Source organism: Kitasatospora sp. NPDC088160, from assembly GCF_044741445.1.
Taxonomy (GTDB): domain Bacteria; phylum Actinomycetota; class Actinomycetes; order Streptomycetales; family Streptomycetaceae; genus Kitasatospora.
The window spans coordinates 212933-224104 of sequence record NZ_JBIUSS010000001.1 but is presented as its reverse complement, the minus strand read 5'-3'; the positions used below and the strand labels follow the sequence as shown (position 1 = coordinate 224104).

At 74.1% G+C, this 11172-nt stretch carries 12 protein-coding genes; 3 read left to right on the top strand and 9 right to left on the bottom strand.

Features of this window, described 5'->3' with window-relative positions; translation table 11 throughout:
* The coding region (locus tag ACIOGZ_RS00890) for a carbohydrate binding domain-containing protein (protein ID WP_400984236.1) at positions 1–538 on the top strand (538 nt) is incomplete at its 5' end.
* A gap of 132 nt (positions 539–670) precedes the next feature.
* Here ACIOGZ_RS00890 and ACIOGZ_RS00885 read toward each other — a convergent pair.
* The 6 genes from ACIOGZ_RS00885 to ACIOGZ_RS00860 form a co-directional block, all read right to left on the bottom strand.
* A complete protein-coding gene (locus ACIOGZ_RS00885) occupies positions 671–1963 on the bottom strand; it encodes a multidrug effflux MFS transporter (protein ID WP_363579473.1) in 1293 nt (430 codons plus the stop codon).
* Between the two features lie 318 nt (positions 1964–2281).
* Entirely contained in the window at positions 2282–2764 is a 483-nt protein-coding gene (locus tag ACIOGZ_RS00880) for a hypothetical protein (protein WP_363579474.1), read from the bottom strand.
* Between the two features lie 420 nt (positions 2765–3184).
* A complete protein-coding gene (locus ACIOGZ_RS00875; protein WP_363616554.1) occupies positions 3185–4075 on the bottom strand; it encodes an alkaline phosphatase family protein in 891 nt (296 codons plus the stop codon).
* Positions 4076–4203: 128 nt separating this feature from the next.
* Positions 4204–4977 (bottom strand): ATP-grasp domain-containing protein, encoded by a 774-nt coding sequence (locus ACIOGZ_RS00870; RefSeq protein ID WP_400984484.1) that lies wholly within the window; start codon positions 4975–4977, stop codon positions 4204–4206.
* A 101-nt stretch (positions 4978–5078) separates the two neighbouring features.
* Positions 5079–5459 (bottom strand): ADP-ribosylation/crystallin J1, encoded by a 381-nt coding sequence (locus ACIOGZ_RS00865; protein WP_363579480.1) that lies wholly within the window; start codon positions 5457–5459, stop codon positions 5079–5081.
* Positions 5460–5522: 63 nt separating this feature from the next.
* Positions 5523–6701 carry an acyl-CoA dehydrogenase family protein gene (locus tag ACIOGZ_RS00860; RefSeq protein WP_363579482.1) on the bottom strand — a complete coding sequence of 393 codons (1179 nt, stop codon included), beginning with the start codon at positions 6699–6701 and terminating at the stop codon, positions 5523–5525.
* Positions 6702–6818: 117 nt separating this feature from the next.
* Here ACIOGZ_RS00860 and ACIOGZ_RS00855 point away from each other — a divergent pair, with 117 nt between their 5' ends.
* Positions 6819–7358, top strand: coding sequence for a GNAT family N-acetyltransferase (locus ACIOGZ_RS00855; protein ID WP_363579484.1), 540 nt, complete (start codon positions 6819–6821; stop codon positions 7356–7358).
* A gap of 11 nt (positions 7359–7369) precedes the next feature.
* On the opposite strand, the gene ACIOGZ_RS00850 is transcribed toward ACIOGZ_RS00855, so the two are convergent.
* Together ACIOGZ_RS00850 and ACIOGZ_RS00845 are read right to left on the bottom strand one after the other, a co-directional pair.
* A complete protein-coding gene (locus tag ACIOGZ_RS00850) occupies positions 7370–7678 on the bottom strand; it encodes an AzlD domain-containing protein (RefSeq protein ID WP_400805274.1) in 309 nt (102 codons plus the stop codon).
* The gene (locus tag ACIOGZ_RS00845; protein WP_400984234.1) at positions 7678–8499 is read right to left on the bottom strand and encodes an AzlC family ABC transporter permease; all 822 of its coding nucleotides are present in this window, start codon (positions 8497–8499) and stop codon (positions 7678–7680) included. The genes ACIOGZ_RS00850 and ACIOGZ_RS00845 overlap by 1 nt, the downstream gene beginning before the upstream one ends.
* Positions 8500–8663: 164 nt before the next feature.
* Here ACIOGZ_RS00845 and ACIOGZ_RS00840 point away from each other — a divergent pair, with 164 nt between their 5' ends.
* Positions 8664–9245 (top strand): helix-turn-helix domain-containing protein, encoded by a 582-nt coding sequence (locus tag ACIOGZ_RS00840; RefSeq protein WP_363367331.1) that lies wholly within the window; start codon positions 8664–8666, stop codon positions 9243–9245.
* Between the two features lie 21 nt (positions 9246–9266).
* On the opposite strand, the gene ACIOGZ_RS00835 is transcribed toward ACIOGZ_RS00840, so the two are convergent.
* A complete protein-coding gene (locus tag ACIOGZ_RS00835) occupies positions 9267–11078 on the bottom strand; it encodes a cholesterol oxidase substrate-binding domain-containing protein (RefSeq protein WP_400984231.1) in 1812 nt (603 codons plus the stop codon).
* Positions 11079–11172: the final 94 nt, after the last annotated feature.

Sequence of the window (11172 nt, the reverse complement as noted above, 5' to 3'; positions counted from 1 at the left end):
CGGCAGCGTCACCGCCGGCACCGGCGCCACCCTCAACGTCACCACCACCTCGGCCACCACGGCGGGCAGCTACCCGCTCACCGTGACCGCCACCGGGCCGTCCGGCACCCACACCGCCACGTACGCGCTGACCGTCACCGGGACGACCCCGCCGCCGACCGGTCTGGTCAACGGCGGTCTGGAGACCGGCAGCCTCGCCCCGTGGACCTGCCAGAGCGGCGGCGCCGTGGTCTCCACCCCGGTCCACTCCGGCTCCTACGCGCTCCAGGCGGCGGCGACCGCCGGCCAGACCGGCGAGTGCTCGCAGACCGTCACGCTGAAGGCCAACACCAGCTACACGCTGAGTGGTTGGGTGCAGGGCAACTACGCGTACCTCGGCGTCAGCGGTGACGCCACCGCCAGCTCCTGGACCAACGCCTCCGGCTGGACCAAGCTGACCGTCCCCTTCACCACCGGCGCCTCCGGCACCGTCACCGTGTACCTGCACGGCTGGTACGGCCAGGGCAACGTCTTCGGCGACGACTTCTCGATCGCCTGAGCTGCGCCCGACGGCTGACGGCTGACGGCTGACGGCCGACAGGGAACGAATGACAGATAACAGCTGACAGATTTCATCATCTGTCAGCTGTTATCTGTTTTCTGTTTGTTGTTCGTCGCCGGTCGGCGGCCGTCAGCTCCCGGCCACCACCTCGACCTCCGCCGTTCTCATCCGCCCGGGCCGACACAGCGTCACGTACGCCACCATCGCCAGCACCCCGCTCGCCAGGACGACCACCGCCAGCAGCACCGACGACGGCCGGCCGCCGAGGCTGCTCAGCGGTGCGACCACCGCCCCGCACAGGAAGTTGCCGGTGCCGAGCAGTGCCGACGCCGTCCCGGCCGCCCGCGGCTCGACCAGGCTGAGCGCCTGCGCGGCCGTGTTCGGCAGGACCACACCCATGCTGCCCATCATCACGAACAACGGCGGGCAGAACCCGACCAGCCCGAAGTCCCAGACCGCCGTCAGCAGCACCAGCGCCACCCCGGCGACCACCGCCGTCGCCAGCCCGGCCAGCATCAGCCCCCGCGGGGCGAAGCGGCGCGCGAGCACCCGTCCGTTCAACTGCGTCATGACGACGATGGCCAGCGAGTTCGCCCCGAACAGCAGGCTGTAGGTCTGCGGCGAGACCTGGTACACGTGCTGAAGCACCGTGGACGACCCGCTGATGTAGCCGAACAGCGCACCGAAGGCGAAGGCGCTGGTCAGCGCCAGCCCGAGGAACGGCAGGTTGCGCAGCAACCGCCCCATCGTGCGCAGCGCCGCGCCCACCCCGCCGGTGCCCCGATTCTGCGTCGGCAGGGTCTCGCGCAGCGCCCCGAAGGCGGCCAGGGTCAGGAGCAGCCCGAGCGCGGTCAGCGCGCCGAAGGTGCCGCGCCACGAGGTGAACCGCATCAGTTGCGCGCCGAGGATCGGGGCGAGGATCGGCGCCAGCCCGGATATCAGCGCGATGGAGGCCAGGAACCGCAGCATCGCGACGCCCTGGAAGCGGTCCCGGGCGACGGCCCGGCCGATGACCAGCCCGGCGGATCCGGCCGCGCCCTGGATGAAGCGGGCGATGATCAGCACCGTCAGGCTCGGCGCGATCACGCACACGACGCTGGCCAGGGTGTAGAGGACGAGCCCCGCGAGCAGCGGCGGGCGGCGGCCGTAGCGGTCGCTGAGCGGTCCGAAGAGCAACTGCCCGGCCGCGACCCCGAACATGGAGAAGGTGAGGGTGAGCTGGACGGCGGCCGGTTCGGCGACCAGGTCGTCGGCGATCTCGGGCAGCCCGGGCAGGTAGAGGTCGGTGGTGAGCGGGCCGAGCGCCACGAGACCGCCCAGGACGGCGATGGTGGCCCGGCCGGGGCGGGACTGGCCGGTGGTGGGGGCGGCGGAGGGAGCGGTCGACGTGTCGCCGGCAGGGCCGACGGTCGGGCCGGGCATGGGGCTCCTCACGGAACGGGGAACGGGACGGGACGGGGTCGGGACGGGTTTGTCCACGCTCCGTCCTATCGCAGCCCCGGCCGTTTCCGACAGCGGGGGTCCTCCCGCTGGTCCACCGTCGGCCACACCGGCCGCACCCGCGCACGACGACGGCCCGCCCGCACCTGTCGGTGCCCGGCGGGCCGGTCGGAGCCCGACGGCGTACTCGGAGCCTCACGGCTTGCTCGGTGCGGGCACCCGGCGCGGTACACGGAACCCGGCGCAGCGCTTGGTGCCCGGCTCAGCGCACGGAACCCGACGCAGCGCAGGGTGCCCGGCTCAGTGCTTGGTGGGCCGCTCCGCGCGCAGGGCCGCCTGCACCGCCGCGCCGTCCTGCCACGCGTAGAGCTGGTTGCCGGTGAGCGTCACGTTGTAGTGCCCGCAGGTGCCACTGGCCTTGGCCGCGACGCCCTCGGGGAACCAGCCGGCCTTGAGCGACAGCGGCACCGAGTGCGCGGACTTGCCGGGCAGGCCGGTGCTGCAGCCGACGGGCAGCCGGCCTTCCGGGAGGGTGGCGCGCAGCAGGCGGTCGTCGCCGGTGGTGGACATCAGGTACTTCACCGAAGAGGCGTTGTCGGGCAGCCAGGTCGGCATCGAACGGCGCTCGGCCTTGGCCTGGCTGCCGGTGTCGTAGGTGGCCTGCTCCTGGTGGCGTCCGTCGTACCACTCGGACACCCTCGGGCCGATTGCCACGGCCGCCACGGCGACGGCCATGCCGGTGCCCGCGACTCCCAGTGCGACCTTGCTCACGATGCCCTTCATGCCCGCCTGTCCTCTCCGTCTCCGGTTCCGGTCCGGTCGGCGAGGTCTGCCGCCCGGGTGTATCCATCGTGGCCCTTGCCGTCCCTCCGGAGCGTCACCACGAGGTCGCGATCTTGTCTCCATCCCACGGGGTACCGTCTCCACCTTCAGAGGTATGTCCAGCGACCCGGTCTCGGGGTTACGCGGTGGGGCGCCCAGGCTGGCACACCGTCTTCAAGTGCCGCCCGGGCCTCGATCGAGCGTCACTCAAGCCGGCCTCCGGCGCAGCCCGGCCTGCTGCACCCGGATGCATCAGCGCGCCCCTGAGGCGTCGTCGGGCCCGGGGCCGGCGACGGTGCCGGCCCCGGGTCGGATCGCTGGTCGGATCGTTGGTCAGAGCACAGGCCGGACCGCCGATCAGAGCACCGGTCAGAGCACCGGTCAGATCGGCGCCGACACCGTCTCCGGCACCGGCCGGGCGACCGGGAAGGGTCGGCCGTCGAGGGTCCAGTGCGGGTCGATGGGGCGCAGCAGCGAGGCGTACACCTGGGCGGCGACGTCCGGGTGGCGGATCTCCCCGGTGGGCGGGCCGGCCGGGATGCCGTGCCCGGCGCAGGCGACCCAGGCCGTGCGCTCCTCGACGGTGCGGCCGCCGTGGCCGCCGGCGTCGACGTGGCCGTGGTCGGTGACGACGATGACGGTCCACTGCTCGTCGGCGTGGTCGGCGCGGCCGCGGACGGCGTCGAGCAGTCGGCCGAGGCGTTCGTCGGCGGTGCGCATGGCCGCCCGGTACTCGTCGCCGCAGCCGAGGAAGTGGGCGGTCTCGTCGACGGCGCCGAGGTAGACGAAGGAGGCCTCCGGGTCGGCGGTGCCCAGGACGTGGACGGCCTCGCGGGTGACCTCCTCGTCGACGGCCTCCCAGGCTTCGGGGGTGTCCTCGGCCGGGGCGATGTACGAGAGCCGGCCGGGGGCGCGGAACAGCGGGCCGCCGGACTCGTTGATCATCAGCGGGTCCCAGCCCGCCGCGACGAAGGTGCGGCGGCGGTCGCCGCGGGCGAGCCGGGTGGCGAAGTCGGGGAACACGTCGAGCCGGTTGCCGCCGAGGTGGTTGCCCCAGACACCGTGCTTGGCGGGCTCGACGCCGGTGACGATGGTGGCCCAGCACGGCCCGGACATGGTGGGCGTGGTGTCCGCCACGGTCACCGGCACCAGGAACCCGGCCTCGGCGAGCTCCTGGAGGCGCGGCATCGGCACGTGCTCCAGGTAGTCGTGGCGGACGCCGTCGATCCCGACGACGAGCACCCGGGGGCGGGGCCACTGGGCAGCGGACATGGCGGGGGGTTCCTTTCGGTCGTGCACACCCGGCCGCGCCCGCCGAGGGCGCCGCCGACCGCGCCATGCTCCACCGCGCGCCGTACCGTCCGGCATCCACCCGCCGAACGCGGGGTGTCCGCCGGGTGTCAGGCGGCCGTACGGACGAACCGGCGGTCGGCCCGGCCGAGTTGGGAGACCGGTCCGGCGGCGCGCAGCACGACGTCCAGGACGCGGTCCGGGTCGGCGGCGTAGCAGTGCGCGAACCACGGCAGGTTCGCCTCGACGACGGCCCAGTGCTCGACCGGGTCGTAGGGGTCCGCGATCGGGCCGACGTCCAGGGCGACGGCGCTGGGCAGGGTGTCGCCGACTGCCGCGAGCAGGAGCCGGGCGAAGGCGCCGGCCTCGGCGGTCAGCGGCGCCGGGTCGAGCCGGCCGAAGCGGGCGTAGCGGCTACCGGTGAGCACCTCGCCGTCGCGGACGAACAGCCGGTACTCGGCGGCGAAGGTCACCGGCTCGCTGACCAGGACGGGCGTGTCGGGGCCGATCCGGTCGCCGGTGCGCGGCAGGCGGGTGCCGTCCGGGTAGACCGCGGGCGGGAGCGACTTGTCGGCGGGTGGCTTGACGAACGCCGGGCGGCGCAGCGTCCACGCCTCGGCGAGGGTGGTGAGCTCGATCCGGCGCCGGGTGAACTCCTCGGGCAGGCGGGTGAGCCAGTCGTCGTCGGGTTCGAGCAGGGCGAGGCCGAGCGGTCCGGCGATCCGGGCCGCGGAGAGCGGGCCGCCGTACCAGTGGACGGGCCGCCCCGCGAGTCGCTCGACCGTGGCCGGGCCGTCCAGGACGGCGGTGTCGAGGCCGCGCCGGGCGGCGGCCTGGGTGAGCAGCGCGGTGGTGCTGGTCCGCTGGGCGGAGCTGAGCAGCACGTGGTCCGAGCGCACCTCGCGCGCCGTCGCTGCCGAGTGGGGCACGGTTGCGGGCGCCCCGCCCGGGCGCACCTCACCCGGGCCCGGCGCGGCGGGGCGCGTCACGGCTGGGGGCGGAACTCGTGGACGACCTCGATGCGGCCGACGATGTTCCGGTTGAACTCCGGCAACTCCTCGGCCGGGACCCAGAGTTCGAGGATCGTACGGCCGCCCGCCCGCTGCACCGGATAGCGGGCGAGGAAGGCGGTGTCGACCTCGAAGCGGGTGACGTAGCCGACGCCGGAGGCGGGGACGTTCCAGTCGCGGGCGATGCGGATCGCGTAGTCCTCGTTGAGGACGGGGTAGAAGATCGGCTGCTCGGGCAGCCGGGGCGGCCAGGCGCGCCGGCCGGACGCCTCGACCAGGGCCAGTTCCTCGGGGCCGGTGGGGCGCCAGAGGGTGGTGGTCGGGGCGGTGCCGGGCGTGGTGGGCTTGCTGTTCACGGTGGGCACGGTAGCCGGGCCGCGACGGCCCCGGCCACCGGAATTCCCGAGGTGGACGGCCCGTCAGTGGTAGGCGGACTCGCCGGTGATGGCCTCGCCCAGGATCAGGGTGTGGATCTCGCTGGTGCCCTCGTAGGTGAGCACCGACTCCAGGTTGTTGGCGTGCCGCAGCACCGGGTACTCGGTGGTGATGCCGTTGGCCCCGAGGACGGTCCGGGCGCTGCGGGCGATCTCCAGCGCCGTGCGGACGTTGTTGAGCTTGCCGAAGCTGACGTGCGGCGGGCGGGCCGCGCCCTCCTCCTTGAGCCGGCCGATCCGCAGGGCGACCAGGTAGGCCTTCTCCACCTCCAGCATCATCTCGACGAGCTTGTGCTGGGTGAGCTGGAATCCGGCGATCGGGCGGCCGAACTGGATCCGGCTCTTCGCGTAGTCGAGGGCGGCGGTGTAACAGTCGCGGGCGGCGCCGACGGTGCCCCAGAGGATGCCGTAGCGGGCCTCGTTGAGGGAGGAGAGCGGTCCGCGCAGGCCTGTGACGCCCGGCAGGACGGCGTCGGCGGGCAGGACCACCTCGTCGAAGGCGAGTTCGCTCGTGACGGAGGCGCGCAGGGAGAGCTTGCCGTGCACGTCGGTGGCGGTCAGGCCGCGCGCTCCGCGCTCGACCAGGAAGCCACGCACGCCCTCCTCGGTCTGCGCCCAGACGACGGCGACGTCGGCGATGCTGCCGTTGGTGATCCACATCTTGCTGCCGGAGAGCACCCAGTCGCCGCCCTTGCGCACCGCGCGGGTCCGCATGTTCGCCGGGTCGGAGCCGAAGTCCGGCTCGGTGAGGGCGAAGCAGCCGATCAGCTCACCCGCGGCCATGCCGGGCAGCCAACGCTGCTTCTGCTCCTCGGAACCGAAGGCGTGGATCGAGCGCATCGCGAGCGAGCCCTGCACCGAGACGAAGCTGCGCAGCCCGGAGTCGGCCGCCTCCAGCTCCATGCAGGCGACCCCGTACGCCACCGCGCCGGCGCCCGCGCAGCCGTAGCCGTCGAGGTGCATGCCGAGCACGCCGAGGGCGCCGAGTTCGGGGGCGAGTTCGCGGGCCGGGAAGACGCCGCGCTCGAACCAGTCGCCGATGTGCGGGCGGATCCGCTCCTCGGTGAACCTCCGGACGGTGTCACGGATCAGCCGCTCCTCGTCGGAGAGCAGGTCGCCGACGGCGAGCAGGTCGGACGGGTCGATCCGGGTCGGCTTCGTCATCGAAGCTCCTTGTAGTGTCGGCGGGATATCGACGGGATCCCGGTCTCGGCGCGGTACCGGCGAGTATGGCGCAACCGCCCGGACGGTGGGCGGGCGCGAGCGAGTGAGGAAGACGACATGGCGGGCGAGGCGTACGCGGTCGGTCAGGTGACGGCGGAGGAGTTGGACGGCGCGGCGGAGGAACTGGCCGGGCTGCTGGTCGACACCGTCCACGGTGGCGGGTCGCTCGGCTTCCTCGCACCGCTGGGGCGGGCCGAGGCCGTCGCGTGGTGGCGGGCGCTCGCCCCGGAGGTCGCGGCGGAGCGGCTGCTGCTGTGGACGGTCCGGGCGGAGGCCGACGGGCGGCTCGCCGGGACGATCCAGCTGCGCCCGGCGGTGCCCGCGAACGGGCGGCACCGGGGCGAGGTCGCCAAGCTGATGGTGCACCCGGCGGACCGGGGGCAGCGGCTGGCCGGGCGGCTGCTGGCGGTGCTGGAGGAGCGGGCGGCCGAGCTGGGGCTTCGGCTGCTGGTGCTGGACACCGAGACGGACAGCCCGGCCGAGCGGCTGTACGAGGCGGCCGGGTGGACGCGGGTCGGTTCGGTGCCGGACTACGCGACCGACCCCTCGGGGCGCGCGCACCCGACGACGATCTTCTTCAAGGCGCTGGGCGGCTGACGGACCGCCCTTCACCCCACCCCGCACAGCCGCAGCAGCGCCGTCGCCGCCGCGCCCGCGACCACCACCGCCGGAAACGGCGCCCGCCGCAGCGCGAGCACACCGGCGACCAGGACGCCCGCCGGGCGGGCCCAACCGGCGAAGCCCTGGCCCTGAGTGAGGGCGCCGGTGGCGACCAGGGCGACCAGCAGGACGGCCGCGGCGACGGCGAGCAGGTGCCGCACGCGCTCCGAGAGGGCGAGCCGGTGGCCGAGGAGCGGCCCGGCGAGGCGGAAGGCGTACGTCCCGACGGCCAGCAGCAGCACGGCGTACAACGGCATCATCGGGCTTCCTCCCGCTCGATCACCGGGACGCCCGGCTCCTCGACCGACGCCCCCTTCCGCGACTCCCGCGACTCCCGCGAGTTCTGCGGCTCCCGCACCTCACGACCCTCCCGCACCTCACGACCGTCACGGCCCTCGCGACCCTCGCGCGTTCCGGGCCGCCCGGCGAACAACAGCCCGACGAGGGCGAGCAGGACGGGCAGCCCCGCCGGGACGAACGGCGTGGCCGCGACCGCGACGACGGCGCCTGCCACGGCGGCGGTACGGACGCGGCGGTCCGCGAGCGAGGGCAGCACGAGCGCGAGCAGCACGGCGGGGAAGGCCGCGTCGAGGCCCAGCGCGTCCGTGTCCCCGATCAGCCCGCCGGCCAGGGCCCCGAGGACCACCGAGACGTTCCACACCACGAACAACGCCAGTCCGCAGAGCCAGAAAGCGGCCCGTCGCCGTCGCCCGTCATCCTGCCGCAGGACGAACGCGGCGGTCTCGTCGGTGATCAGCTGCGCACCGAACACCCGCCGCCACCACGGGCCGTCGAGCACGTCGGCCACGGCGAAGCCGAAGGGCAGCAGCCGGGCGTTGAGCACCAGTCCGGTGGCGACGGCGGCGAGCGCACCGCCGCCGGACAGCACCACGCCGACCGCCGCGAACTGGGAGCCGCCCGCGAAGACGAGGACGGAGAGCGCGACCGGCACCCACAGGGGCAGGCCGCCGGAGGCGCTGATCGCGCCGAAGGAGGCGCCGACGAGCGCGTCGGCGAGGCAGACGAGAGCGATGTCCCGAAGGGTGGCACGCTCCAGTGTTCGGAGTGGCGAACGCATGTCCACCAGCCTGAACCCAACGCCCGCCGTTCGTCAAGGCGAACGATTGGACCGACAGGGCGAACGGCAGGCGGATGCGGACAGCCGCCCTCACGAGTGGCAGCATGAACGGCACCAGCCGCACGGGAGCCGGAGAAGGAGCCAGGAGAGCGTGAGTGGCAAGCATGAGTGACCGGACCACCCCGAGCGCGGGTTCCGGCGCGGACCTGATCGGCCTGATCTCCGTCTCCATCCGGCGCGAGCGCGAACGCGGCGGGCTGTCGATGGCGGAGCTGGCCCGGCGCGCGGGCATCGCCAAGTCGACGCTCTCCCAGCTGGAGTCGGGCGCGGGCAACCCGAGCGTGGAGACGCTCTGGGCCCTCGCCGTCGCACTGAACGTGCCGTTCAGCCGCCTGGTCGACCCCCCGCGCCCGGCGGTCAAGGTGATCCGGGCCGGCGAGGGCCCGGTGACCCACTCCGAGCGCGCCGACTACGCGGCGACCGTGCTGTCCTCCTGCCCGCCGAACGCCCGGCGCGACATCTACCGGATCGAGGCGCAGCCGGGCGAGACCCGGGCCTCCGACCCGCACATGCCCGGCACCGTCGAGCACGTGCTGGTCGGCTCGGGCCGGGCGCTGGCCGGGCCGACGGAGGCCCCGGTCGAGCTGGGCCCGGGCGACTACGTGAGCTACCCGGGCGACGCCCCGCACGTCTTCCGCGCGCTGGCGCCGGACACCCTCGCGGTGATCGTCATGGAGCACATCTGACGGCTCGTCAGATGTGCTCCACTACTTCAACAGCCCGTCCAGGAAGGGGTTTCCGAACACCCGGTGCGGGTCGTGCCGGTCCAGGACGGCGACCGCCTCATCCCAGCCCGGCCCGCCGCCGTCGCGCAGGCTCGCGGGGATGACCCGACCGATCAGGTCCGGGTCGGACCAGGCCGCGTCGGCGGTGTACGCCCAACCCTTGGACCACTCGACCCGCAGGCCCGCCCGGGTGCCGTCGAAGGTGCGCAGCAGCCACTGCTCCAGGTCGCGGGCGAAGCGTTCCAGCCCCGGGGTACCGGGGAAGGCCAGGACGTCGAGCCAGACCGCGGTGTCCCACTCCGGACGGTCCGCCCGAGGACGCAGCGCGGACAGCAGCGGCGGCCGCGCGCCGGGGACGCCGGAGGAGGTCGGGTCGTCCACGCCGGTGACCCGGATCTCCACCGCGCCGTTCACCGGGAACTCCCCTCGGGCCTGGTAGTCGGCGAGCAACTTCCGGTAGTAGGCGGCGAATTCGCTGACCACCCACTGGAGGTCGGCACGCTTGGCGAGGACCGCGTAGCCGTTGGCGGTGACCCGCAGGGTGGTAGGCCGGACGTACTGCAGCAGGCTGCGCGACGGGCCCCAGAGGTCGGAGCGCAGGCCGCCGGCGAGCAGGTGGGTGATCAGGTCGCCGCTGAGCAGGTCGCGGAGCAGCCCGCCGGAGAGGAGGACGTCCGTGAGGTCGCCGGTGAGCGCCACCTTGGCGATCAGGTACTGGAGTTGGCCGAACAGCGGGGCCGATCCCCAGGCGCCGGCGACGATCTGGCCGGCGAGCCGGGCGACCGGTTCCGGAATGCTGTCCGAGAAGGGGTAGTTGTAGGGCTGGTCGACGGGCAGGGAGCCCAGCGGTTTGGCCGGGGCGACGCTCCAGGTCTTCAGCCAGGGGTACTCGGTGTAGGCGAACCAGATCGCCTCGACCCGGCCGTCGCGCTCGACGAAGTCGGCGAGGGTGCGCGGGCCGCCACCGCCGAGCAGGCCACCCAGGAGCCCACCGCCGCCGCCTCCGGTGCCGGGGCGGGCGAACAGTTCGGTGGCCGGGATGTCGAGACGGCTGACGCAGCGCAGCGGCCGGTCCGCACCGGCCCGCAGCACGACTTCGGTGAGGAAGGCGCGGCCCAGGTGCACGAGGAAGGCGGCGCTGTCGGCCTCGGCGCGCTCGAAGGTGCGCAGCGTGTAGCGGCCGGTGGCCGGGTCGAGGACGACGGCGGTGAGCCGGACGACCTGGTTGCTGACCGAGCCGTAGCCGTGCCCCTCCGGCCGGAGTTCGTGGGCGGCGGGTACGGCGGTGCCGTGGCCACCGATGGCGAGCACCCCGCCGACGGTCAGTTCGCCGGGTGCCGGGCACGCGGTCAGGCCGAGGCCCCGGTCGGCCAGGTGGGCGAGCAGGTCCTCCATGGTGGCGCCGGTCTGGACCCGGACGGCGGTCGGCGAGTCGGCGGTCATCGCGGTGAGGTGGCGGCTGGTGTCCACGAGCAGGACGCGGGCGCTGTCCGGGGTCCCGTTGGCGACGGTGAGCGGCGCCCAGGTGTGCCGGTAGCCGGTGGCGCGCAGGCGCCAGCCGTTGGCGTGCGCCCAGTCGGCGAGCGCCGGTACCTCCTCCGGTGTGCGGGGCGCGCAGGTCCACAGCTGGTCGGTGCGGATCTCGCCGGACCAGTTCTGGAAGACCCGCTGGTACAGCTCGGTGCCGGCGGGCAGGCCGGGCGGCACCGGGGTGGCCGCCTCGGCGCTGTCCGGGCCGATGGTGCCGCGCAGCAGCCAGGCCGCGCCGCCCAGGGCGGCCGAGGCGCCGAGCATCTGCCGCCTGGTGAGCCCGCCGCCCCTGGCGTTTCCACGGCGCTTCCCGTGGCCCGTCTGCGGAGCCGCGCCCGGGGCCGTCCTCGACTCCACC

Coding starts and splice junctions, on each gene's coding strand:
- ACIOGZ_RS00885 (WP_363579473.1), bottom strand. CDS start 1,963: ATGCCCGGCCCGACCGTCGGCCCTGCCGGCGACACGTCGACCGCTCCC.
- ACIOGZ_RS00880 (WP_363579474.1), bottom strand. CDS start 2,764: ATGAAGGGCATCGTGAGCAAGGTCGCACTGGGAGTCGCGGGCACCGGC.
- ACIOGZ_RS00875 (WP_363616554.1), bottom strand. CDS start 4,075: ATGTCCGCTGCCCAGTGGCCCCGCCCCCGGGTGCTCGTCGTCGGGATC.
- ACIOGZ_RS00860 (WP_363579482.1), bottom strand. CDS start 6,701: ATGACGAAGCCGACCCGGATCGACCCGTCCGACCTGCTCGCCGTCGGC.
- ACIOGZ_RS00855 (WP_363579484.1), top strand. CDS start 6,819: ATGGCGGGCGAGGCGTACGCGGTCGGTCAGGTGACGGCGGAGGAGTTG.
- ACIOGZ_RS00850 (WP_400805274.1), bottom strand. CDS start 7,678: ATGCCGTTGTACGCCGTGCTGCTGCTGGCCGTCGGGACGTACGCCTTC.
- ACIOGZ_RS00845 (WP_400984234.1), bottom strand. CDS start 8,499: ATGCGTTCGCCACTCCGAACACTGGAGCGTGCCACCCTTCGGGACATC.
- ACIOGZ_RS00840 (WP_363367331.1), top strand. CDS start 8,664: ATGAGTGACCGGACCACCCCGAGCGCGGGTTCCGGCGCGGACCTGATC.
- ACIOGZ_RS00835 (WP_400984231.1), bottom strand. CDS start 11,078: ATGCTCGGCGCCTCGGCCGCCCTGGGCGGCGCGGCCTGGCTGCTGCGC.